Raw genomic sequence first — 24,136 nt, forward strand, 5'->3', positions numbered from 1 at the left:
CACCTGCCTTTTCTAAAGGTCGATTCAATCATAGACCTTCTTGATACATCGAACCGAGCCCTGTGATTCGGTCATTGTGTAAGAACAGAACCGCGTCGACATCGTTCTCTTCCGCATATTCCGCAATGCTGACATCGTAGTCATCAAAATAGCGGACATCGAGTGCCGATACCGTTCCGAACGACTCGCCGAGATAGCCGAGCATCGGGTTCGCATAAGAGTCTTTCAGTACGAGGAGATGATCGTCATTTTTCGGATTGTCCTGCGTGATTTTTGCAAGGGCATAGTTGTCACCCATGAACAAGTTGTAATAGTTCGTGAAGTCGTCTGTGTTTTTTAAGACGTCCTTGTCGAGGACACCGTGTCCACAGTCGTCACCGTTTCGACAGACCGTCGTCGTGAATCCGTCTTTCGGTTCAAGATACGTGAACGTGTCCGCCGATTCGACGTACGGCATCGAGATTTCCCGGGCATGTGAGCCGTAGAACGTCCCGTCGACCGTCTTCACGTCCATATCGTCAGCCGTCAACACCGGTGCGCCCGGGAACTGTTCGCCTAGACGGTCCATGATTTGGCCGTATGCGAGGAATGCTCCTTCTGCTCGCCAATGGTGATCGGTTTTGAAATAGATATCCTCACCCGGTTTGTCACCGAGTGTATCCTCTAAATCGATTAGCGGGATGCCGTTCTCTTCGATCCGTTCGTGTAACTCGTCACGATTCTCCGCATCCGCCGACTCGATATAAGCCGGGAAGATGTTTTGTCGTGTCGCATAGACCGGCTTACTTGGTGCCGAGGCGAAGTAAGATGGGATGCCGGCATCGTCCATCTCTTTTTTGAATGCTTTAAAAAATACGCCGAGCGATGAATACTGACTTTCGTTCGCATCGGGACCATATAAGAATCCATCGATGCTGATGACGCCGTTATTCATCTGTTGTTGCAGTACGTTACGTTGTACCCAAGCTTGCGTCTCAATCCACAAGTTTCGCTCAAACACCTGGTCGTTCGCCGAGGCTTCGAACTCTTCCATATACGACCCGTCTATAATGGTTTCGACAGAAGGTTCGGGGCGTTGTGCCAGCATTCGACCCTCGCTGTCAGAACGTTCCTGCTCCGTCCCGAACGCATAGACGGCGAGCCCATAAAAAAGGGTGCCAAGGAAGCCGAGCAAGAGGATACTGTTGACCACCCAAGAGATGCGCCGTCCTTTCGAACGGACTTGTTCGCTTTTGGTTTGTTGTTCCATCGTCAGCCCTCCTTAGAACCGGAAATAAATAAACGGGTTGAATGTGCTCGACACGACATACGAAATCGAAATGCCGAAGATGAGCAAAATATAGGCTGCTCGTGCAAGACCTGCGCTTGCGGCGAGGACTGGTCGATCTGAATCCACCTCGTGACGCAAGAAATGAGCGACTAGCATTTTCGGAAGCGGTGTCGCTGCGACAGTTGCCAACAGAAGGACCGTTCCGTATTGAACGAGATAGTAATAAGCCGTTTGGTCGAACACTTCGCCACCGTGTAAGCCGAACATGACTTGAAGATAGTCGATGGCGTACGTGAAGTTATCAGCTCGGAAGAAGACCCAACCGATGACGACGACGAACAACGTGAACGCATGAGCGAGCCACGCCGGCCATGCTGCGATCCATTTCCCAAGAAATGCCCGTTCGAACATGATGAAGACCCCATAGTAGAGACCCCAAGCGATGAATGTCCAACTCGCCCCGTGCCATACGCCGGTCAATAACCAAACGATCGTCAAGTTGCGATACGTCTTCCATGGACCTTGGCGATTCCCGCCGAGTGGAATGTACACGTAGTCTCGGAACCAGCTTCCGAGCGAGATGTGCCAACGACGCCAAAATTCAGACACCGATTTCGAAATGTACGGATAATTGAAGTTCTCAAGGAAATGGAACCCGAACATCCGTCCGAGTCCGATGGCCATATCCGAATAACCTGAGAAATCAAAATAAATTTGGAGCGAGTAGGCGATGATTCCGATCCAAGCGAGTGTCGTCGACAGGTCCCCGGCCGATTGACTGAACACTTGGTCCGCCACATACCCACAACTGTTCGCCAAAATCATCTTCTTCCCTAAACCAATGACGAAACGTTGGATCCCTGAAACGAAGTCATCGACCGTCTCACGGCGATCCACGATCTCATCGGCGACCGTTTGATAACGAACGATCGGTCCGGCAATCAACTGCGGGAAGAACGATACATAGAGCGCCAAATCAAACAAGTTCTTCTGTAAGCGTCCATCGTTCCGATATACGTCGATGACGTAACTCATCGCTTGGAACGTGAAGAACGAGATTCCAAGCGGAAGTGGAATGTCCGGGTCATTCAGCGAGAAGCCGAATACCGAGTTGACGTTCTCGACGAAGAAGCTCGCATATTTGAAGACACCGAGCATCCCGAGGTTCCCGAGAAGCATGAGCGTCATCGTCCATTTGATCTTCTTTGCATCTTCACGATACTTGTCGACCATGAAGCCGAACGCATAGTTCATGACGATCGATGCGAGCATGATGAGGACGAATCGTGGTTCTCCCCATGCATAGAAGAACAAACTCGAAATGAGTAAGATTGTATTCTTCAGCCAGCGTGGTGATACGAAGTAAAGCAATAGTACGACCGGCAAGAAATAAAATAGAAATACCGTGGAACTAAATAACATACCGAATGGTCCCTTTCTCCCTTAAGACTTGCTACGTTCAGCGGAACGTTACATAGAGGTCATCGAAGCGTACTGTGGTCGGTTCGAGCGTCTCGACGATGTATTTGTACGACATCTTGAAATACTTGGCCCCTTCCATCTGTTTTACGACTTCTTCAATCGGATTATTCCCCGGATTCAATGTGAGTGAAAAGCGTTTGTTTGAAAGACGTTCTTCGTCTGAATACTGCATCACATATAGTTCAAATCGAACGGTGCGATCGCCTTCGACATAAACCGATGTCTGCACTTCCATTTCTTCGCCTTCATCCATTTTAGCGTCTGCTAAAAAGATTTTAGACGGTGGAATCTCAAACTTTAAATCAAACAATTGGACGTAAATGGAGTCCGATAACGCTTGTGGTAAAAATGTGACTTCTGTCTTGTACTCTTCTTCACGCATCGTTAAATGATTTTTTTGCGTCCCGCGTGGATAGTAATGATAAATCGCCGGACGAATTCGTTTCGTTGACATACAAGCACCTCCGAATCATTAGAATGATGATAATGATGATATAGAAAAGAGTTGCTGTGCTGGGCACAAAACAACTCTATTCGCTTTCATTTAGTTGGCAAGGATAGCATCGACGATTCGACGTGACGCCTCACCATCACCGTAAGGGTTTGATGCTTGTGACATCGCTTTGTATGCCGCTTCGTCCGACAAGAGCTCGTCCGCAAGTGAGAAGATATTCTCTTCTTCAATCCCTGCGAGTTTGAGCGTTCCTGCCGCCACACCTTCTGGGCGTTCTGTCGTGTCACGAAGAACGAGGACAGGGACACCGAGAGATGGTGCTTCTTCTTGGACACCACCTGAATCTGTCAAGATCAAGTGCGACGTCGCCGCGTAGTTATGGAAGTCGAAGACGTCGAGTGGTTCGATCAAGTGGACACGTTCGACATCGTGAAGGATCTCGTTGGCGAGTTCACGGACGACCGGGTTCATATGCACGGGATACACGACTTCGATATCGTCATATTTTTCGATTAAACGACGTACCGCGCGGAACATGTTGCGCATCGGCTCGCCCAAGTTTTCACGACGGTGTGCCGTCAGCATGACGAGACGACGACCTTGCGAACGGATGCTGTCGAGCAGTTCGCTCGCATAGTCATCGCGTACTGTCGTCTTGAGTGCATCGATCGCCGTATTACCTGTGACGAAGATCATCTCTTCATTTTTGCCTTCACGAAGGAGGTTGTCACGCGACGTTTCCGTCGGCGCGAAATGAAGGTCAGCCATGACACCCGTCAATTGGCGGTTCATCTCTTCCGGGAATGGTGAATATTTGTTGTGTGTGCGCAGGCCAGCCTCAACGTGACCGACTGCGACTTGGTTGTAGAAGGCTGCAAGTGACGCCGCGAATGTCGTCGTCGTGTCCCCATGGACTAAGACGATGTCTGGCTTCGTTTCAGCGATGACTTCGCCCATCCCTTTCAATACACGTGACGTGACATCGTAAAGCGTCTGCTTGTCTTTCATGATGTCAAGGTCGTAGTCCGGTTTGATTTCGAACAGCTCGAGCACTTGGTCAAGCATTTGACGGTGCTGTGCTGTCACGACGACAATCGGTTCTACCCCTTCACGTTTTTTCAACTCAAGTACGAGTGGTGCCATTTTGATGGCTTCTGGTCGCGTCCCAAAGACGGTCATGACTTTTTTCATAGGTCGTTTCGCACGGTCTGACTTCACCGTGCTTCCTCCTCCCAATTGCTCACGCTTCGCTCGATACAGCGACCGACGAATGACGTGTTTGTAGTTGTTCTTCTGTCAAAGGTGGCAAGATATACGTCTCCCCGAGCTCCGTCGCATCGACGACCGTCGTACGACGTTTGAGCTTGTCGGCTTTGAACGAATCCTGCTGTTCTTTTGACAAGTTGCGGAACCATTTCAAAAACTTGTTGTATTCCCCAACGACTTCATTGACCGGTCCGTACTCGCGCACTTCTCCGAACTCGAGCCAGAGGCCGAGCGTACAGAATTGGCGGACTTGTGAGACCGAGTGACTGATGAAGAAAATCGTCTTCCCTTGATCTTTAAACTCGTTCATCTTGGCGAGGCACTTGTCGGTGAACGTTTGGTCCCCGACTGAGAGCGCCTCATCGATGACGAGAATGTCCGGGTCGACATTGATTGAGATGGCGAATCCAAGGCGGGACTTCATCCCACTCGAATACGTTTTGACCGGTTGACTGATAAAGTCACCGATATCGGCGAACTCAATGATGGCCGGTGTCAAATCGATAATTTCTTGTTTCGTCATCCCGAGCATCAACCCTTTGAGCTCGATGTTCTCGAGCCCCGTCAAGTTGCCGTTCAATCCTGAAGAAATGGCAATCAGCGCTGTCTTTCCATGAAGTTCGATTTTCCCGTGGGTCGGTGGCATCACATCAGCCAGCAAGTTCGACATCGTCGACTTGCCTGACCCGTTAATGCCGATGATCCCGACCACTTCTCCAGGAGGAACTTCAAACGTGACATTGCGAAGTGCGTAAAACTGTTTGCCACTTGCTTTACTGAAGAAAATCTCCTTCAGCTTATCAGATGGCTTGTTATAGAGCGTATATCGTTTCGATACGTTTTCAAATTTAACCTGGTACATAAGGTCCTCCTCAAATGTAATCGATGAAGTGTCGACGGAAACGTAAATGAATCATCGACCCGGCGAAGAAGAGAACGAGGACGATGGCCCAGTAATAGAGACCGTACGCCCAGTTAGTCGCCAACCAGTCGCTTCCGAGGAACATCGACCGATACCCTTCGACTAAATAATAGAGCGGATTGATTTGTAGGATACTCGCGAGATTCGCCGGCGGTACCCAAAAAATCGGCGTCAAATACATCAACATCCGCATCATCGATTGAAGAAGGTTTTGAAGATCGCGCACGATCGTCGTGAGCGCGGACGTAATCAAGGCGAGTGAATAAAGAAGCGCGAGTGCACTGAACGCCAAGTAGATAAACCATAAAGAATGCAGCCCCATCGGGAATCCGAATGCCCACATTAAGATAAACGATACACCGACTAACGCCACGTGGCGATAGAAGAGTGCGAGCAAGACGTATGCCGGAATCGTTGAGATTGGGAAGCTCATTTTGGAGACCATGCCGATTTTTGAATAGACGGACCGGGCCGTCGAGGTGATGGCCGAGGCGATAAAGAACCAGACGACAATCCCCGCGACCAACCATGGCAGAAACGGCACGCCATCAATCGGCCTGCCGCTTCGAATACCAAATCCAAATACGAACCAGTAAACTCCAATCTGCAATAACGGTGTCACGAACTCCCATAAAAATCCGAGGTACTGCATCGAGTTGTTGCTTCGCGTCTCATATGTCGCGAGACGGAAAATCAAATACAAGCTCGATTTTAGCTCTGAAAGAATAGCTTTCGCGGATTTAAACATGTTCATTCACCTGAATCAAAGAACGAGATTCGTTTCCTTTGTATATTTGTAGAGGTTGCCGTAGTTGACGACCGCTACGTCTTCACCGTTTGGTTTCACGATGTTACGTGTGTCGAAGATCATCGGACGACGCATTGATGCGTTGAGTTCTGCAAAGTCGAGGACTTTGAACTCATTGTGGTCAACGAGGACGAGGACGAGGTCCGCGTCTTTGAGTGCTTCTTCTTTTGAAACGAGCTCGAAACGGCTTGACGTTGATTTTTCAACGTGTGAATCGTGAACCGAAATGTTTACGCCACGGTCAAGCAAGATTTCAGCGATTTCAACCGCTGGGCTCTCACGCATGTCGTCGACGTTTCCTTTGTACGTCACACCAAAGACTGCGACTTTCGCGTCTTCGATTCCAGCTGTCAACTTCTGAACGTTGTCTGCGACGTAGTGTGGCATCGAGACGTTCGTCTCACGTGACAAGTTGATGATTTTCGCAAGATCCGGTGATTTCGCGACGATGAAGTACGGGTCGACCGCGAGGCAGTGTCCACCGACACCAGGACCTGGGCTGTGCAAGTTGACACGTGGGTGCTTGTTCGCCATCTCGATGACGTCAAGAACGTTGATGTCTAGGTCGTTACATACTTTCGCGAGTTCGTTCGCGAGTGCGATGTTGACGTCACGGAACGTGTTTTCCATGAGTTTTGACATTTCTGCCGTCTTCGCATCCGTTTTCACGATCTCTCCTTCAACGAATGTACCGTAGACGCGTGCGCCTGCTTCTGCACATTCAGTCGTGATCCCACCGACGATCCGGTTATTGTGCACGAGCTCATCAAGGATTTGTCCAGGCAATACACGCTCTGGGCAGTGTACGAGGAAGATGTCTTCACCGACAGTGAATCCAGCTTCTTCGACGAGTGGTTTGACGAAGTCGTCCATCGTACGTGGCGCGATTGTCGATTCGACGATGATGACGTTGCCTTTTTCAACGAATGGCAACACTTTACGTGTCGCATCCAAGACGTACGTCAAGTCACATGATTTGTGCTCGTCGTCGTTGTTTGGTGTTGGTACGGCGATGATGAAGGCATCAGCTTTCTCTGGTGAGAGTGATGCGCGGAATTTCCCTTTTGCCACGACGTCTGCGACCATTTCGCCGAGACCTGGCTCTTCAATGTGGATTTCTCCACGGTTCAATTTATCAACAACATGTTGTGAGATATCGACTCCGACGACGTCGACGCCATAGTTCGCAAAGACAGCCGATGTCGGTAATCCGATATATCCAAGACCTACTGTACATACTTTCATTGTGTGGTAACCTCCAAATGTTTTGACGCGCTTTTTAAATAGCGCATTGTCCATCATTTTATTTCACATTCGATAATAAAACAATACTCATTATACTCTTGAACAATTCTTTGGTGCAATTACATTTTCATGACAATGTCGTCGCAAATTGTTCGTGTGTTTTGCCTAGAATGATTTGTTCCATCTCTCGATAGAGACGATCGAGCGCAAAATGTTTACGGGCGTATACTTGATAGACTTTCGCGTCCGTCATCAGCTTCTCGGTATCTTCTTTATAAGAGAGGATCGTATCGACAAATTTCGACGTATCCGTGACGAGCAGTTCGTCCGGATAAATCGTCTCCGCACCCGTCCAGTGACGGATGAGCGGATACGCCCCCGATGCCATCGCTTCGGCCGGTGCGAGATGGAAGCTCTCCAAATCACTCGTCGAGAAGACGAAGCCGATCGATTGGAGCCATGTGTCGACGTCATTGCCATGTCCATCGAAGTGGACGTGGTCACGAAGAAGGTCCGATTCGTCGATCCGTTTCAATAACGCTTCGTAGTACGCACTCTCTTCTTCCCGTTTGCCGATCCAATAGACATCTTTTGGATGGTGCCCTTTGAAGTGGAGCTGATACCGTTTGTCCGTCTTCAATAGTTCTTCGAGCACATCGAGCGCGAGGTCTGGACGTTTCAATTTCGGGTTCATCCCGATCATACCGAGACGGAACGTCAAATCGTCCGCTCGTTTCGGCTTGTCGAGTTTGTCCGCATCGACGGCGTTGTAGATGACCGTCATCTGGTGACGCGGGATGCTGAAGAGACGGTGCATCTCTTCTAACATATACGGTGAGACGAGGATGATGCGGTCGATGTTGTCGAGCGCATATTCCCGAGGAAACGGTGTCTCTTTTTCCTGACGATGAATCCGGACGATGAGACGCTGGTGCGGCAACTTATGTTGCGAGTACCAGACGGCGTTGCCGAGTCCCCACTCACAGAAAATGACATCTGCCTGCGCGAGACACGCCTTACTGTGATTCACGTCATGAATCTTGTGTCCGTCCCACTCGTCGACAAGGATCCGATAGTTCGGGTCGGCCTCGAAACGTTCCATGAACATGCGAATGAATTTCAAATCATGACCGGCGAAGAGGATCGTTGTCTTCTGCATCTCCCAAATCGCGTCACGGAGACGCTCGAACGTACTGGCGAACGTATAGTGCTTCGCCATGTTGTAAAGACGTTCCGCCGCATCCTTATAGATGGCCGGATGCGTGAAGGCGAGCTCGACTTTTTCAACGAACTCGTCTTCCGAGTTGACGAAGAGCGGATAGCTCGACCCGAGCAACATCTCGTGCATCTTGTTGCGGTTGAGGAGGACCGGCTTCCCGAGCGCCCCATATTCTAATAGCTTCGTCGACAATTCGAGACTGTCGTCGAGGTCCGGGTGGCGCCACGAGATGCCGATGTCGCTCTCTTCGATGAGCGTCTCGACGTCCGCACGCGGGATGCCTTTCAACCAGTGAACGCCCGCATCCGTTTGGAGACGGTGTGTCACTTCTTTACGGAAATTCGGGTTGTTCGGGTCTTGGTTGAACTTGTCCCCCGCCACCTTCAACTCGACGTCCGGCATCCGGACCCGTACTTTCTCGAGCGCGTCGAGAATCTCGGTCGAGTACCAGAGCGGCGCGAATTTACCCGTATAGACGAGGCGTTTCGCCTGACGCTTGAACGCAGGCGTTGCCTCGCGCATGTTCGGGATCATCGGGTTCAAGATGAGGAACGGCTTCGGTGTCTGTAAAAACGTCTCGAAGTACGCCTTCATCTCTGCTGTCTGACAAAGCATGCGTGCCGAACGATCCGCAATCTTCTTCAGACGCGCCAATTCTTCTTGTGACGCGGCCGACGAGTCATGCGTGAAGTCTGTGAGATACGTCCACGTCTTTTTCATTGTATGTTCATAATCCGAGAGCGCATAGGCGAGCTGGAATCCGCGGATGAACGTCATGTCGTACTGCTTCGTCTCGACGAGCTCGTGGATGAGTTGGGCCGCCTCTTCCGGCTGGAGCACCTTCTTCTCATAATACGGCTCGTCTTTCTTCGTCGAGTCTTCCGTGAACACGTCGATGAAGTTGACACGGTCAAGCTGTTTGATCGATGCCGTCACTTCCGGCTTCACGATCGAGCGCTTCAAGAGCACGTCGACCTCGATGTTCGGGTCCTGGTTCAACATATGCACGACCGACGTGAGCCAGATGGCCGATCCGTCGATCAAGTTCAAATTGACGTCCCCGTATACGAGGATCCGTAGCGGTTGCTTCGTCATAACGTCACCTCCTGGCGGTCCGCTTCATCCATGGCGGCACCGGCTTTCACATATTGATATGGGTCGACACTGAAGATGCGCTTGCCGGAACGGGCAAGTTCGTTCAAGCTCTCGTCCGCTTCAAAGATGTGGAGGGCCTCCTCGACCGTATAGAAACGGAGGGCCGACGGCTGCACGAGCGAGCGGGACGGGGTCGCGTCAAACACGTAGCGATACGACTCATCGTGATCTTGTTTGACGAGCTTGCCGTCATACGTATAGTAATCCTCTTTCGTGAGAATGTCCGCTTCCGCATAGCGTGCCGCGAGCAGATAATCGCTCAAGTAGTTCGGGCCGTAATAATCGTCCGACTTCAAGTGAGCGACCCAAGCGTACGACTCAACCATCTCCGTGAACGACGTGTAGTGCGTCAAGTAGCTACGCATATACGTCGAAATCGACGGTGTATTGTACGTATTGTATACGTCGATGTGGTCCTCGAACTTATCAAGGAACATCATGAGGTGTTTATGCTCGTAGTTCTGTGCCTCGAACTGACTGACGACACGCTCTGCCTCTTCGCGCGACTTGATGAAGGCGACGACGGCAATCTTCTCGTGGTCGACACGGTACGGGATGCCGACGTCTTGGACGATTTTCGCCAGACGCTGCGTGTACGTGTGATACGTCAACACGTGACGCATACCGCGCATCGCGATGTCCTCGTAGAATGAGTCATCCGTCATCAAACGGCGGAACGTCTCGTCTAGGTCCGATTCGCCGTCGTCGAGGAAGACGTAATCCCCAAGCATGGCGTCGACCCCGACCGAACGTGTGCTGACGACCGGTGTCGCACAGGCGAGTCCTTCGAAGACGCGACGCGAGAACATCGTCGGTGAATCGTTTACCGAGTTGACGTTCAACATGACTTTATACCCTTTATACGCTTTGGCAATCTGGTTATATTTCAAACTGCCGCGAATCGAGTGGCGGAACTGTTCTGGGAATTGGAGCTGGTCGCTCTCCCCGCGTTGATTGATCGCATAGTTGCGGTCGTAAATCGCAAGACCGTACTTGTCTGCCGCCGCGAATAGGCGGTCCATGTCGGCTTTACGCGATTCGTGACGGTTCGCATAATACGAACCGGCGAAACACGCGTAAGGCTCGCGAGTCCCCGGTAAGCGGATCGGGTTATGTTCTTTCGGCTGGGCCGCGAACGGTAACGCATCGACCCGGTCATGACCACAATCTTCTTTATAGTTCGGGACGCGGTTCATGTCTGTCGTATACACATAGTCGAATCGCTTCGCCGTCTCGATGAAACGGTCATAGTGAATCGGGTCTTCTTTATTCCAGAAGACGGTCGGGATATTGTGATAACGGCACCAAGCGAGAAGCGCGTCGAGCTCTTCCCATGTGTTCGTACCGTATTTGACGATTTTCTTCTCCCAAGCGCCGGCGTTCCCTTTCCACGCCGATTCGACGACGAGGACGTCCGGTTGCTCATCGAGGAGTACCGTCTTCCAGTTGTCTGGTGTGAACGTGATGAGCTGACATTCTGGCTTATATGATGCCATCGTGAACTCATCGAAGATGGCCGCGACCTTCAGTTCGTGAAGTTCACGCGGGACCGGTGCGAAGAAGCGTGCCTCGCGCACGTCCATCCACGTCGGGTTTTCCGTACCGTCGCTGACGAGTTCCTCGGCCACACGGATGCGGTCGACACGCGCCTCTCCGACACCGTCGACACGGAGGGCGAAACGAAGGAAACGGATGCCCCGGTCGAAATAGAAGACTTTCTCGCTTCCGATTTGAACTTGTTGCATAATCTGACGCTCTGTCGCCGAGTAGGCGATGATGTAGAGGACGACGTTCGCATCTTCATCGGCGATACCGTCGAGCGTGACGCGATAGCGACTGTTCGCCTTCACTTCATACGGGAACTCTGTCGGGAGCAACTTGAAGCTGTTGTTCATCTCGGCGTACGAGATGTAGCGGCGCTGATCGTCCTCACCTTTCAAGTTGACGACGAGCTGGTCATCACGGCTCTTCAATTTGATGAGGTCCGGTGCCGGGATCGTCCACATGTCCGGCTTGAGCGACAAGATGTCCTCACGACGGACACTCTTCTCGCGAATCATCCCGATGTTCAAGTTCTCGAGCGTCCCCGCCCCGTTCACGCGAACGAAATAACGGATGGAACGGTGTGACGGTGCGATGCGGACGATACCGCTCAGTCCGAGTGGCACTTCGATCAAACGATCCTGCCCGGACACTGTATACGTCGCAATGAATAGCGACGCGTCCGCTGTCCCCGTGCGGTCCCCTTTTAAGTAGAACCGATACAAGTCGTCATCCATGTCACCTGTCTCAAAATCGATGCCACGTTCCGTATCGACGTGTGGCAATGCGATCTCGTCGACACCGTAATGTGTATATTGGTTCCCTTCGGCGCGTACGACGAGCGTGTCAGCGTCGAAGTGAGCAATCTCACTTTGTGGTTTGAGGGAGCGGAGTGACGTCGACGTAAGCGGATAACGGAAATCAAAGGCGTCGACCGAAATGTTCGCGGCCGTCCCTTCTACCGTCCAGAGCGATAGGGTCCCGAGCGTGAGCTCGACGAGGCTGAACGCCCCTTTCCCTTCCACATTCAAGTGCGCCCGGACGATCTGTTCACCCATTCCGAGTGTCACATCGACTTGGTCGCCGTCCTGTACGGTCACAAAACGCTTTCTGCCACCTTTTCGAACGATTTCCAACTGTAGCGTCGGCATCAATCCTTCACGTGATTTGACGCGCATTAGGGCCGTGAACGTCTTTTGACCTGATTCGACCAAATCGTTCGCCGAGATGATGTCACTTTCACGTTTAGGACGATAGGTAAGCTTGACCGCTTCGTCCCCGGTAAAAACAAGGTCCGTCCCTTCGACATGTACGTAAGGTGAACGTGTATACCAGTTCGGTACGACTTCTCGTAGTTGATGCGATTTGTTCGGTCGCTTCAACACTTTACGACCGAGTCGCTTCGACCGTTGTACCCCAAGGTAAGCGGCGCGACGTGCTTTTTTCTGCCAATCCATCCTCATATCCTCCAAATCATCGATTCTCTCGAATTCGATTCTTTATTTGCGAATGCGTCGTGCGACAGCCTGCGCTTTCAAAATCGCTTTACCAGCTTTTGATTGCACAAGGCGACGATACTTCTTGTTCAACACATCGTATTTTCGTTTCACGTCTGTTAGCGCTTGTTCTTTCTTCTCAAACGTCTTCACGGTCCACTCAAACGTATAGAGAAGGTCGCCATACTTTTGAACGAGGCGACGATGTTTTTGTCGTAACAACCGTTCATCATGTTTCAAATGACGAATCTCTTCTTCTTGAAGTTTGATTCGCTGCTTCAACAATCCGATTTCTTTTTCAAGTTCATTGCTCATGGTCTCACCTCACAAGTATGCGTCAAAATAGAGACGCTTCAATTCTTCTTTTTGTCCTGATTCATATAAGTCGACGAACTGTTTCACGATCGGCGTCTCTAGTTCCATCGGACGATACTGTTCGATGATTTCATAAAGCATCCCGGCGTTGTCGAAAAACTCTTCCGGCTTGCTGCGACGTAAGAAGACCAGATACCACATCGAGAAGAAACGCTCGAATCGAGTCGAACGGTATTGGTCGAGTACGCCTTCGCGAGCGAACGCTTTCGCCCGTGCCGTCTCCCGGATGACACACTTCATAAAGTATTTCTTCGTGATCGTATTGACCGTCGAACCGGCGACGGCCGCGTAATAGTCATGAATCGTCAAGTCGAGCAGGGCGACCCGTCCCGCGCTTAAGAACATCTCTTGGAAGAAGAGCGAGTCTTGGCCGACGGCGCCGATGACCTGTTTCAAATCGTGCTTCTCGATGAAGTCTTTTTTGATGACCATCGTCTGGATACTCTGCACCTTGAAGTTGTGCTCGAGCAAGTATGCCCGCGGGTCTTCGATGACACGAACGCCATCTTTCTCGAGGTCTTCTAGTTCGATCATCGCTTCACGGTTCGCAAGCTTCAACATGCTGCCGACAGAGAGATCGAGCGCATCATCCTCTTTCATGACACGGAACAGTGCCGCATAGCCGTCGTTGACCGCTTCATTGTCCGGGTCAAGGAAGGCGATGTATGGCGTCGTCGCGAGCTCCACCCCTTTGTTTCGTGGACGTGAGGCGCTGCCGCTCCCGCCATCGTTGAACGAGTACGTGTAGACGTTCGGATACTTCCGGACGAGGCGCTCGATATAGCCGATCGTCTTTTGATCCGTCGAACCGTCGTCAACGAGCCAGATCTCCATGTCTTCAAACATCGAGCTGCGGCGAAGACTAGAGAAGCATTTGTTAAATAGATAGCGACCGTTATTGTAAATCGGGACGATCATCGAAAGCTGATAGTCGCCCGCTTCGTTCGGGACGAGCACATCGTCTGCCGCGAGCAGTTCGAAATGATCGATGGCATAGCCTTGTCCTTCGATACGGCGGCCTTCTTGAATCGTCTCAAGCGACACGTCACCTGCTACAAACATCGTCAAGCCCACGTCAGCATAGTCTTCCACGAACTCATGGATTGTGTCCTGCCCTTTCGTCACGAACGAGACGTCCGTGTACTTGAAGGCGTTGACCATGTCTTCTACATAGTAGTCGAGATAGTGGTGACGGTCGTCAAACACTGTCACAAAGTCGGCAGTGCGTAGGTCGACCTCTTGTAAGTCCGCTTCGGCGACGAAGCGTTTATGTGGATACGATTGGCGTTCGAACTGTTCGCGCGTCGCCGTCACATCACCGCGACCGATGACGAGGACGTCGCGACGGACTTCGTGGTGGATGCCGAGAACGAACATCATCTCGCTGAAGCGGTCATACATCGTATGGTTCGAGAAAATCGTACGGACACCGGACAGCTGATGCTCCAGACGCTCTTCGTCCGTCTTGAACATTTCTAGGATTCCTTGCGCGTCCAAGGCACTCGTCGCGATGAACACGTTCGGGAAGTCGTTGTTGACGGCGACGTTGTAATTCGTCAAGACGAGTTGTCCGCGAGCCTGCGCGTTATAGATGGCTTGTGCACTCATCGTCGGACTATGCTTCACTTCGTTGACGTGAAGGACCCAGTTCGATGTCTCTTTCAGCTTCTCCATATCCTCAGGGTCCCCATGGACGAGGACATCTTGAAGCGATTTCGGTGCGAGTGACGCTTTCGATTCATTCGCCTCACGTATCACATAGAGCTCTTTATTCGCATCGCGGACGCCTTGCGCGAGCGTCTCCAAATCTTTGGCGAAACGATATACAGGGAAATGATTCGTCACGACGACGCGGTCCGTCTTGCCACGCGTCATCCCGATCGGGTTGAAATGCAGCGGGTCGACACCAGGACGAATGACAAAGACCCGTTCATGTCCGACTTCTTCTATATAATCTGTCACCCGCTCCTCGTTCGCCGTGAAGATATAATCACATTGTGCGGCAAGTGAAGAGAAGCGGTCGAAATGATTCGTATCGAGCGTCGTCTCGAAGACGACACGGATGTCCTTTTGCTTCGCCTTGCGAATGAGATTGCCGAGCCAGTGACGGGAGTGCGAGCGTGGTGTCCCCATGTGATGGAATGCGGTCGTCTCGTCTTCAGTGAGCGCCGCCGAGATGAGCAGGAAGTCAATGTCTTCTGCTTCAAGCAACTCTAAAAAACCTGTCACGTTCTCAAAGTAATGGGTGTGACAAAGACGTTCGAGCTCACGGGCCCGCTTGACCGGTCCGACGAACGCGACATGCACGTTCGCCTTCTCATAAAAACTGCTCCCGTTCGACTGGATGCGTGTCACATCCAGTTCAGGGAGGCGCTTCCGGGCGGCTTCTAATTCTTCTTGCAATGCGGATTGTTGTTCCTCGAACAGTTTGTCATCTAGACGCGGGCGTTGCGCCTGTCTCGACAAAGAAGGAAGTTCATCTAAGGTAATCAAGTCATCCCCGTCTAACACCTCTTTTCGGTTGACTCGTTCTTTTTCTTCTTTTAACCACGCGATATGCGCTTGCACGTCGCGTAGCGTCGCTTTTACATCCATACGTCCGCTCCACCTTTTTTAAGTAATCAGTATTTCTTCATCTTATCGTATCTTAACAGAGTTACATGTCGGTCGCAATTTGATGACAACTGTAGAAATCGGCGTTCTACATCAAAAAAGACGGACCCACACATGGATCCGTCCCGAGGAATACCCCTCTCAATATGGTGACATGTCAAAACGTCTAATCAAGTTGATTCCAAGCCTCAAAGTAATCTTCCAGTCTCGTTGAAAATTCTTCATCTGACAGTACTGCCTCATGCAATTCAGTAGAGATGAATAGATATTTGCCCGTACCCGTATCATACAGAACCTCTTCATCCGCTTCGGACAAGAATAGATATAAATGGACGATTTGACAATCGTTCACAGCATCGAGAATACGTTGACGTTCATTCGGTTTCGGTGGGATTTCTGCCAATAGTTGTACATCTAGTTCTACTTTCACCTCTTCTGGAATCAGCAAAATCACATTAGAATCCTCTTTGATTTTTTCCAAAAGTATTGACACTGCTTCTGATGTTTTTGTGCATCAACGTCATTAGAACGTGCGCTCAAATCACGAATCACATTTGTATCAATCACGTATTTGACGATTATGACTTCACTCTTTCACTTCATCTGCATCTTGTAATAATACAGAAGCGAGTCGTTCGGACGATTGTCGTTGCTCTTGAAGTTCAAGCAAAAGTTCTTCTAGGTCAGGATGACTCACAAATTGTGAGGAAGGGATTCGCCATTTCCCTTTTCCGTTCAATGTACGATGCGCTTCAATTTCATTTGCCATACACTTCCGTCTTACCATTTGAGGAGAGATGGAGAGTAATTTTCCGACCTCTGTAACAGTAAGATATTTCGGCAACAGATGGATGAGGTTTTCTGAAACGGTATATTGACTCACGATTGCTTCTTCTTGTTCTGACAATTTGATATCAAGGCTTTGCTCATATTCTTTAAGCGCATTGATCGCACGGCGAATAGCACTGTGATGCTTTAGGTCATCATTCAATTCGGCAGCGACCTCTATTTTTTCAAGTTGAGCATCCCGTTCAAGCACTTTCGTAATGTCATCTTTATGATTTTTATAATCTTTCAGCATAAATCTCATCCTCACTTTCGAAACAAACGAAACAAACGAAACTTAATTATATTATACCCGCTCTTCTACTTGTTCAACAACTAGTTATGAATTTAATTCGATTGGAGCATCTCAATAAAATAGACACCCGTTCCAAGTAGCTTGAAACGAGTGTCCATCTATAGTCATGGGGCAATTTCTCTTTAGAAATTCATCCCCAAAACAGTTATTCACTTACTCTGCTGCGTTGACGTCGACGATTCGTCCTTCAACAGCCGGTGTGACTTCTTCACCGAGGCTGATCAAGTGATCGCGGAAGTTCTCCCAATCGATGAGACCGAGGTCGTTGACACGGCCGTCTTTGAATGCCGTTTCAAACTCAACATAGTTGTCTCCACCTTGCGCTGTGAAGAAGTTCGTTGCCACTTTGTAGCTTGTCGCATCTTCAACATCGACGAAATCTGTGCCGTTGTTGTACTGCAAGCTAACGATGCGCTCGCCAGCCGGTTTTGAGCTGTCGAACAACACTTTGAATCCAGATACGTGGAGGAATCCACCGTTCTCGATTGGGTAAATACCAACACTGCGCTCAAACGCCGCTTTCAACTCGCTACCTTTCAAGTCCATGATGGCAAGCGTGTTTCCGAACGGTAATGTCGTCAACACTTCACCTGTCGTGACAGGACCCGCATCGATTGCCGCACGGATTCCACCACCGTTTTGAACGGCACCAATCACGTCTGCATCATATTTTTTCGCTTTTGTGAACATGCCGTCTGTGATCAAGTTACCAAGTGCCGTTTCGTTTTTGCGTACACTTGGAGCAGTCACAGTACCTTCATCACGCGGGTTTTCGAGTGGTGCTGTGAGTGACACACCAATCGGGTCTTCACTGATTGCATCCACGACTTCTTTGAATGGTGCGAGAAGTGAGACCGCGTATGGGTCCGGTTGAAGTGCTTTCACATCAATCAAGCTACCCGCATGTTTGATGACTTTTCCGTCTTTGTCGAACTCAACATCAACCGTTCCGAGGAAATTGCTGTATTGATCCGCTTGAACGATGACCGTTGGCTCTGCTTTTCCTTCTGTGATAAGGACAGGCTCTTTCAAACGAGTATGCGTGTGTCCACCGACGATGATGTCGATTCCGTCGACGTTTTCAGCAAGCAACAAATCGTTATCGAACGCTGGATTGTCGTTATAGCCAAGGTGCGAGACAGCTACGATTTGATCGATTCCCATCTCTTCGAATGCGTCGACCGCTTTTTGCGCTTCAGCGATGTAACTTTGGAACTCGATCGGTCCCGGACTTGCGATTGACGCCGTTTCTTCCGTCGTCAAACCGAAGAATCCGACCTTCTCCCCGTCGACGACTTTGATGACACCTTCATATAAGCGACCATTGTACGCTTTATGTGTCGTTTCGTCGCGGTAGAGGTTCTTCATGTACTGGTCTTTTGAATAGTCCACGTTCGAGCTGACGAACGGGAAGTTCGCATAGCGGACGAAGTCAGCAAGTTCTTTATGTCCTTGCTCTGTACCGAGGTCGAATTCATGGTTACCTGGTACCATCAAGTCGTATTTCATGTAGTTCATGAGCTTGAGGTCGGCTTGACCTTTGAACTCGTTGAAGTAGAGCGATCCTGAGAAGACGTCCCCTGCGTCGATCAAGAGGCTATCCGGCTTCTCGGCACGAACTTGCTTGATCGCCGTCGCACGGTTCGGTGCGTACTTGAGCGCCGCGTGCGTGTCGTTCGTGTGCATGATCGAAAGCTTGTATCCTTCTACTGTATACGGGACTTCGAGTGTGATTGTTTTTCCACGGTTTTTGTATGTAGCCGTCGCGACGAATTCGCCGACTTCATCTGTGTTGATTCCGCTCCAACGAACCGGTTTTTCGTAAGTACCGCTTGCGAATCGTACGTCTTGTTTCAAGATACCGAGCGCTGGTTTCCCTTGTTTGAACACGAGCGGCTCAGACGGTGGGAGAATTTCAATCGGATGGTCGAGGACGCGAACACGCTTCTCGATATACATCCCTTTACCGAGGACAATCCCACGTGCGGTTTGGAACGTTCCAAGTTTTTCAAGGTCGACACTTGATTTGTACCAGTGAACTCGTGCCCCTTTGTATGTAGCGTCGAGTGCTGCATCTAAATCCCCTTTGTATACGTACGCCGATTTCGCTTTCGCGACCGGTACTTTCGGTGCAGCTTCTGTGACAGCAGCCGGTGTGAGTGAAGCCGTCGATACAGCTGCTACGGCAAGCGCTGTATACAATTTACGTGATGATTTCTTTGCCATGTTCAGTTCCCCTTTCGGATTTGCGAACAGGACACAGGAAGGAAAGCGCTTACATCGTTCGACTTATGTGTAATCCCATTGCCCCAAAGTCGTCCGTTTTTCCCCCATGTGTACAATTCGCTCTAGTTCTAACGTAACGGAAAAGCGTCCAATAAACAATCACAAATTGAAGATTTTTAACCTTTTTACAATTTCCACAAAAAACGATTCCCTCTTTATGACAAAGTAACTCGAGATGCCGAAATCATTTGGTATATAATGACTTTTAGATTGAAGGATGTACACATATGTATAAAAAAATTCTAGGTTTTACTATTTTATTGTTCGTCCTATTCGGGATGCAATCAGTCGAGGCGGCATCACCGGTGTATAAGACGGTCCAATCCACTCACCTAAAAGCATCGACGCAAAAAGGTGCCAAGACCTTGATGACGGTGAAGGCGAACACGAAAGTCGAGCTCCTCAGCAAGACGAACTCGTGGGCCCACGTCCAAATCGGCAAAACGAAAGGGTATCTCTCCATGCGCTCCGTCATGCCGCTCGAGACACCGATCGCTTCATATGATATGAACGAAGTCATGAGTTATAAGGGCACGGACATCGTCAGCATCTCCGGAGTCAGCTATAAGATTGATTCGGCGCTCAAGCCATTCTTTCAAAAAAATGGCACAGCCCTCAAAAGCATGCTGGTCGTACCGAAAACAAATGGTCGGACGTTAATCGGTTGGAAAAAGCTCAGTTTCTTCCCGCTCAGTCAACCTGCCAGCTCGCTCGTCATCGACAAAGCGGCAGCGAGTCGGATCGACAGCTTATCCATCCCTTGGAATCCGATGTCACCGAACTTCACGTTGACGACGGCTGGACCGCTCCGTCAAGTCGTCGCGAATACATATGCGCATTATCCACCGTTTGATGATGGTAAACAAACGCTCACCTTGAACGGTCAGATCGAACAGCTCCATACAGCAGGGGAAGTCCAGATTGCCGGAAAAGGAACGATTGAACGGTGGGACATCTCAAAAGATACGGAATATTCGTATGAGATCCCCGTTCGGTACTCGGGAGAGGTCGGCTTCTTAAACATTCGCAACACAGATGTCGTCGTACGTGGGACGAATACGCTCAACGTCCGTACCGTCGCGGCACCGACGAAGACGCATGTCCTCGGAGGAAAGAACGGTGTCATCGGTTCAATCAAGCCATCGAAGACGATTCGCGGGAAGAAGATGGGGAAAGCCGAACTCGCCATCGACAAGATGTTCTCGAACGTGAACGAAGCATCGGTCACGACTACACTCGACACGCTAAACATCTCCTACACGAAAGCGCGTGTCGGCGACTATGTGACGGCACTTCGCCAAAATGAGGCGGCTGGACCGAACAAACGCCTCGTCAACTCGGCGACCGACCTGAAAGACATCGTCCGTCTCGTCGATGCGGTCATGATGACGAAACAGACGACACCGGCCTACGTTCATACGTCAGATCGTCAACTGACGGTCCAGACGTTCCATGACCATGTCGACAACGCATCGTATTCCAGTCAATATGCACGTGCCGTCACCGCCATGGTCACGGATGGCACATTACAGACAATCCGTTTCAAACGTCCACTCATCGAGAAGAAAGAGTGGTATGTCAGCCAAGAGAAAGGCCAGGCATTTATTTACGATTTCCCTGTCGGATCGACTCGGATTGTCACCATCGACGGCAACACGACGCGTAGCCTCGTGATGGAGACGAAAGCAGTCGCGCGCCCGAACGACTCGCAATCTCGGATCGAACTCGTCTCCATCAATGACAAGCCACTCTCTGCCTATCAACAAGAGCCGCCTGCCTATGAGGCGAAAGTGGTCGAATCTGGGTCTCGGACATATGTCGCCGTCCGTTCGGGTGACAAGGAGTGGTTACGTAACATCCACTTCTTCAACGTCGACGTGAATGCGAACCATCGTACGGGCGGACCGGTCTCGACGGACAAGATCAACCTCGGTGGCTGGAAGTCGTCTGAAACCGTCATCTTCCCACTATATGATACGAAGCGATTGACCAACCTCACGATCCAATCATTCGGCTACAAAAACGCCGTTTACAAATAAAGCCTACAAAAAATGACATCCTCGGCTGAGGATGTCATTGTCCGTTCGGCTGACTGATAATCGTCAACCAGACGTTCGAGTATACGCCCGCTACGAGCGCGTAATCGTTCGGGTCTGCCAAGTTGAGCAAGCGCCCGTTCTGATAGAAGTATAGGTTCGTGATGACGCCACCGCCAGACGAGCCGATCGTGATTCCACGGGCCGTGAGTGTCTCATCCGGGTCAGTGATAATCGAGACGACCGAATCGAAACGGTCGCGCTTGACCGTCAAATAACCGCGGTTTTGATCGATGTACACCTCTTTAAATCCACGTGGGAAATGGGAAGCATTCCCATGGATGTAAGGTCCTTTTTTCGGGTCAAGGCGTAGCGCCATCCCGCTGAACGTCAACTGTTCGCCGGTCGTCGACGGGAGAATGAAGTCATTCGCTTCCGCATCGTCCGCCGCGCGCGTCCAAAACATCCCCGCCAAAAGCAACATCGCGACAAGCGTTACCTGAAGCCCACTCATCATTCTTTTTTTGATCCGTCTTTCCTTACGACTCATTTGGTCCTCCTCCATGCGCCCTGCTTAGAATTAGTTCAAAAGGTGATGTGACTTTATCCCTAAATGCATCCAAACATTATCGCATATGTAAATGATATACATGACTCTTATACAATTATTGTAATATCGTTGGTAAAAATCATCAAGGAAAAACTCAAATTCGTCTTTTTTTTATAATCGAGTCAATACGGGACCCGGATGACGTGCTTTGTCCCGCTCTCAAGCCAATATGAGACGATGTACCTATCCCCTGTTTCTTCCACTTGCGTCTTGACGATGCGTGAATTCGTCCGGTCGAGGCGGATGAGCGTCAAGAAGCGGACGTCCGTCCCACATTCGATGGATACGACCTGTGGACGGCTCACCCATTCGAAATCGCGAGCCGACACGTGACTTTCTTCGATGGTCATGTACGATTCGTCCCCCGTCATGAGTTGGACGATCTGCATCGCACGATTCGACGTGTCCATGAACCAGACGTTCTGGGACTCCGGTGATCCTTCGACGAGGTCGAGACCCGGTGCCACATGGAAGCGCTGGACGAACAGGTCCGGTTCTGGTGACGTGATGTGGTCAAAAACGACGATCGTCCGCGCCTGATCGTAGACGACCTTCCGAGTGTGGAGGGCACCTTTTCCGATGAGACGGCTCACCCCTGTCGCCACCACTTGCTTCCCGATTGGTTCGACGGATACGATGCCGCTCTCCCCGATCCGCTCGACCGACAAGTCGAGCTCGTCCCCGAGACGATGCACCGTGTTGTGTGACGTGACGCGCATCGCCTCCGAGCGTTCCTCGCAGTCCGCATACCCATATCGCCCCATCTCGACGATGAAGTCGCGACCGAGCCCATACAACTCGAGACTCAGATCGTCCGCATGCTTGTGGGCTGCGCCGTGATAGCCCGCCGTCATCAAAATATGTGTCGCATCACTGAAGGGACGCTTTAAATGCGCCCAATATTCACGCATGACGGCATAGTTCGAGCCGAGGTTCACCATCCGTTCAGACGGACAAACCCCTTCCTGTCCCCCGCTCAACGCATAGTCGAGTGACGGATACGAGTCGACACGCGGAATCAGATGCCGTCCCCGAATCTGACCGCCCGTGTCCCCGACCATCGGGAGGGTCCGGTTCGGCTTGATCAGATGGACGAGGCGTTCCGGCATCGCGTCGATGACGTCAAACCGGTCGGACAACGGGAAGCCGTTCACGTTCGCCCAGTCGACGAAGCGGCTCAACATATGATAGACGTACACGTGATAGCCCGGCGAATGCTCGAGATGCGTCCCGTCTGCGGCGAGACTCGTGTCAATCTGGGCATCGAGACGCGCGCGGGCGATCCGTTCCCATTCCGGGCTCCGGTCGAACTCTGGGAAACAGGAAGCGACCGCGAAGAGCGCCATATCCTGGAACATCCCGTGATTATGACGCGGCCGATAAAACGTCGGCGTCGCCAACAGGACGGCGTGGTCGTACAACATCTTCAACAGCTTCTCTGTCATCGATGGGTCACGCTCGATGTCGGCGCATCGGTACGCCTCAAAGAACCCGAGCAGATGGAACACGCGGATCGCCGTGCCGTGCTCATGGTACGCCTCGCGCTTCCGGTTGACCGCAAAAACTGGATGACACGCGTGCCAGCTATCGACGATGCGAGCGGCGTGTTCCACATAAGCCGTCTCTCCCGTCACCTCGAAGGCACGGGTCAGCTGATGGACGGTCGTCAAATAATGGAGCTGGAGACGGAAAGAGTTGTTGTCCACCCGCGGCACCATCTGATCCCAATCGAACGCATCGACGTCCGCGACACGTAACGCATCGGGCGCGGCCGGGATGTACCAGCTGCCTTGTAAGACACCGTCCGCAAAACAGACGGCCTGATCGTCCGTCAGCCGTTCATATCGATACGGGGCGATCGGCCGTTTGTCCTGGATGTACTGATGCACGAGCAGGCGCTCCATCCGGTCGGACAGTCTCGCCTTCGTGAGCGGGCGCGTCATGGCGAGCATCGCATCGGACGACATGACGAGCGACTGTTTCCCGTTCAGACGCACGACATGATACTCCCCATACGGACGGATAAGTCGTCCGGTCCCGGTCGTCTCGAGTCGCATATCCGGCACGACCCGTCTTCCTTTCCATTGATACAGCATCGTCCCCGCCGAGATGACGACGTCCCATACGTGGCTTCCCCGTGCCGCGAGCGAGCCGCCAAATTGGGCGACGAGTCTTGCGATTGAATGTTCCATTCGTTCCCTCACTTGTCATTTGTT

At 51.1% G+C, this 24,136-nt stretch carries 17 protein-coding genes; 1 reads left to right on the forward strand and 16 read right to left on the reverse strand.

The genetic code is table 11. The annotated features are described in order from the left end of the window. Positions 1 to 28: 28 nt before the first annotated feature. The 14 genes from KNO98_RS05945 to KNO98_RS06010 form a co-directional block, all read right to left on the reverse strand. A complete protein-coding gene (locus KNO98_RS05945; protein ID WP_214699770.1) occupies positions 29 to 1,249 on the reverse strand; it encodes a DHHW family protein in 1,221 nt (406 codons plus the stop codon). A 12-nt stretch (positions 1,250 to 1,261) separates the two neighbouring features. Further along, complete coding sequence (locus KNO98_RS05950) at positions 1,262 to 2,692, reverse strand: MBOAT family O-acyltransferase (RefSeq protein WP_214699772.1); 1,431 nt, start codon at positions 2,690 to 2,692, stop codon at positions 1,262 to 1,264. Positions 2,693 to 2,729: 37 nt separating this feature from the next. Next, entirely contained in the window at positions 2,730 to 3,206 is a 477-nt protein-coding gene (locus tag KNO98_RS05955) for a hypothetical protein (protein ID WP_214699774.1), read from the reverse strand. A 90-nt stretch (positions 3,207 to 3,296) separates the two neighbouring features. Then, positions 3,297 to 4,397: a non-hydrolyzing UDP-N-acetylglucosamine 2-epimerase gene (gene wecB / locus KNO98_RS05960; RefSeq protein ID WP_214699969.1), complete on the reverse strand. Its 1,101-nt coding sequence runs from the start codon at positions 4,395 to 4,397 to the stop codon at positions 3,297 to 3,299. Between the two features lie 49 nt (positions 4,398 to 4,446). Next, positions 4,447 to 5,334, reverse strand: coding sequence for a teichoic acids export ABC transporter ATP-binding subunit TagH (gene tagH, locus KNO98_RS05965; protein WP_034770888.1), 888 nt, complete (start codon positions 5,332 to 5,334; stop codon positions 4,447 to 4,449). Between the two features lie 10 nt (positions 5,335 to 5,344). Next, positions 5,345 to 6,142: an ABC transporter permease gene (locus KNO98_RS05970; RefSeq protein ID WP_026825285.1), complete on the reverse strand. Its 798-nt coding sequence runs from the start codon at positions 6,140 to 6,142 to the stop codon at positions 5,345 to 5,347. A gap of 15 nt (positions 6,143 to 6,157) precedes the next feature. After that, complete coding sequence (locus KNO98_RS05975) at positions 6,158 to 7,447, reverse strand: nucleotide sugar dehydrogenase (protein WP_026825284.1); 1,290 nt, start codon at positions 7,445 to 7,447, stop codon at positions 6,158 to 6,160. A 127-nt stretch (positions 7,448 to 7,574) separates the two neighbouring features. Next, positions 7,575 to 9,761 (reverse strand): glycosyltransferase, encoded by a 2,187-nt coding sequence (locus tag KNO98_RS05980; RefSeq protein ID WP_214699776.1) that lies wholly within the window; start codon positions 9,759 to 9,761, stop codon positions 7,575 to 7,577. Then, on the reverse strand, positions 9,758 to 12,820 hold the full coding sequence (locus tag KNO98_RS05985; protein ID WP_214699778.1) for a CgeB family protein: 3,063 nt from the start codon (positions 12,818 to 12,820) through the stop codon (positions 9,758 to 9,760). The genes KNO98_RS05980 and KNO98_RS05985 overlap by 4 nt, the downstream gene beginning before the upstream one ends. Before the next feature lie 42 nt (positions 12,821 to 12,862). Next, positions 12,863 to 13,174, reverse strand: a complete 312-nt coding sequence (locus KNO98_RS05990; RefSeq protein ID WP_026825281.1) for a hypothetical protein — start codon at positions 13,172 to 13,174, stop codon at positions 12,863 to 12,865. Between the two features lie 9 nt (positions 13,175 to 13,183). Continuing rightward, positions 13,184 to 15,829 (reverse strand): glycosyltransferase, encoded by a 2,646-nt coding sequence (locus KNO98_RS05995; protein ID WP_214699780.1) that lies wholly within the window; start codon positions 15,827 to 15,829, stop codon positions 13,184 to 13,186. Positions 15,830 to 16,013: 184 nt separating this feature from the next. Continuing rightward, positions 16,014 to 16,301, reverse strand: a complete 288-nt coding sequence (locus KNO98_RS06000; RefSeq protein WP_214699782.1) for a hypothetical protein — start codon at positions 16,299 to 16,301, stop codon at positions 16,014 to 16,016. 132 nt (positions 16,302 to 16,433) lie between these two features. Then, positions 16,434 to 16,928, reverse strand: coding sequence for a helix-turn-helix domain-containing protein (locus KNO98_RS06005; RefSeq protein ID WP_214699784.1), 495 nt, complete (start codon positions 16,926 to 16,928; stop codon positions 16,434 to 16,436). A gap of 213 nt (positions 16,929 to 17,141) precedes the next feature. Then, a complete protein-coding gene (locus tag KNO98_RS06010) occupies positions 17,142 to 19,214 on the reverse strand; it encodes a bifunctional metallophosphatase/5'-nucleotidase (RefSeq protein ID WP_214699786.1) in 2,073 nt (690 codons plus the stop codon). 287 nt (positions 19,215 to 19,501) lie between these two features. Between KNO98_RS06010 and KNO98_RS06015 the strand changes: the two genes are divergently transcribed. Continuing rightward, positions 19,502 to 21,313: a hypothetical protein gene (locus KNO98_RS06015; protein ID WP_214699788.1), complete on the forward strand. Its 1,812-nt coding sequence runs from the start codon at positions 19,502 to 19,504 to the stop codon at positions 21,311 to 21,313. A gap of 34 nt (positions 21,314 to 21,347) precedes the next feature. Here the strand turns inward: KNO98_RS06015 and KNO98_RS06020 are convergent, their stop codons facing one another. Continuing rightward, positions 21,348 to 21,860: a hypothetical protein gene (locus KNO98_RS06020; protein ID WP_214699790.1), complete on the reverse strand. Its 513-nt coding sequence runs from the start codon at positions 21,858 to 21,860 to the stop codon at positions 21,348 to 21,350. A 182-nt stretch (positions 21,861 to 22,042) separates the two neighbouring features. Beyond that, positions 22,043 to 24,112: a heparinase II/III family protein gene (locus KNO98_RS06025; RefSeq protein WP_214699792.1), complete on the reverse strand. Its 2,070-nt coding sequence runs from the start codon at positions 24,110 to 24,112 to the stop codon at positions 22,043 to 22,045. Positions 24,113 to 24,136 lie beyond the last annotated feature (24 nt).

The organism is Exiguobacterium sp. s57 (assembly GCF_018617685.1).
Lineage (GTDB): Bacteria > Bacillota > Bacilli > Exiguobacteriales > Exiguobacteriaceae > Exiguobacterium > Exiguobacterium marinum.

What these genes read in the sequence shown, in the direction of transcription:
- KNO98_RS05945 (WP_214699770.1), bottom strand. Translation starts at nt 1,249, where the DNA reads ATGGAACAACAAACCAAAAGCGAACAAGTCCGTTCGAAAGGACGGCGC.
- KNO98_RS05950 (WP_214699772.1), bottom strand. Translation starts at nt 2,692, where the DNA reads ATGTTATTTAGTTCCACGGTATTTCTATTTTATTTCTTGCCGGTCGTA.
- KNO98_RS05955 (WP_214699774.1), bottom strand. Translation starts at nt 3,206, where the DNA reads ATGTCAACGAAACGAATTCGTCCGGCGATTTATCATTACTATCCACGC.
- wecB (WP_214699969.1), bottom strand. Translation starts at nt 4,397, where the DNA reads ATGAAAAAAGTCATGACCGTCTTTGGGACGCGACCAGAAGCCATCAAA.
- tagH (WP_034770888.1), bottom strand. Translation starts at nt 5,334, where the DNA reads ATGTACCAGGTTAAATTTGAAAACGTATCGAAACGATATACGCTCTAT.
- KNO98_RS05970 (WP_026825285.1), bottom strand. Translation starts at nt 6,142, where the DNA reads ATGTTTAAATCCGCGAAAGCTATTCTTTCAGAGCTAAAATCGAGCTTG.
- KNO98_RS05975 (WP_026825284.1), bottom strand. Translation starts at nt 7,447, where the DNA reads ATGAAAGTATGTACAGTAGGTCTTGGATATATCGGATTACCGACATCG.
- KNO98_RS05980 (WP_214699776.1), bottom strand. Translation starts at nt 9,761, where the DNA reads ATGACGAAGCAACCGCTACGGATCCTCGTATACGGGGACGTCAATTTG.
- KNO98_RS05985 (WP_214699778.1), bottom strand. Translation starts at nt 12,820, where the DNA reads ATGGATTGGCAGAAAAAAGCACGTCGCGCCGCTTACCTTGGGGTACAA.
- KNO98_RS05990 (WP_026825281.1), bottom strand. Translation starts at nt 13,174, where the DNA reads ATGAGCAATGAACTTGAAAAAGAAATCGGATTGTTGAAGCAGCGAATC.
- KNO98_RS05995 (WP_214699780.1), bottom strand. Translation starts at nt 15,829, where the DNA reads ATGGATGTAAAAGCGACGCTACGCGACGTGCAAGCGCATATCGCGTGG.
- KNO98_RS06005 (WP_214699784.1), bottom strand. Translation starts at nt 16,928, where the DNA reads ATGCTGAAAGATTATAAAAATCATAAAGATGACATTACGAAAGTGCTT.
- KNO98_RS06010 (WP_214699786.1), bottom strand. Translation starts at nt 19,214, where the DNA reads ATGGCAAAGAAATCATCACGTAAATTGTATACAGCGCTTGCCGTAGCA.
- KNO98_RS06015 (WP_214699788.1), top strand. Translation starts at nt 19,502, where the DNA reads ATGTATAAAAAAATTCTAGGTTTTACTATTTTATTGTTCGTCCTATTC.
- KNO98_RS06020 (WP_214699790.1), bottom strand. Translation starts at nt 21,860, where the DNA reads ATGAGTCGTAAGGAAAGACGGATCAAAAAAAGAATGATGAGTGGGCTT.
- KNO98_RS06025 (WP_214699792.1), bottom strand. Translation starts at nt 24,112, where the DNA reads ATGGAACATTCAATCGCAAGACTCGTCGCCCAATTTGGCGGCTCGCTC.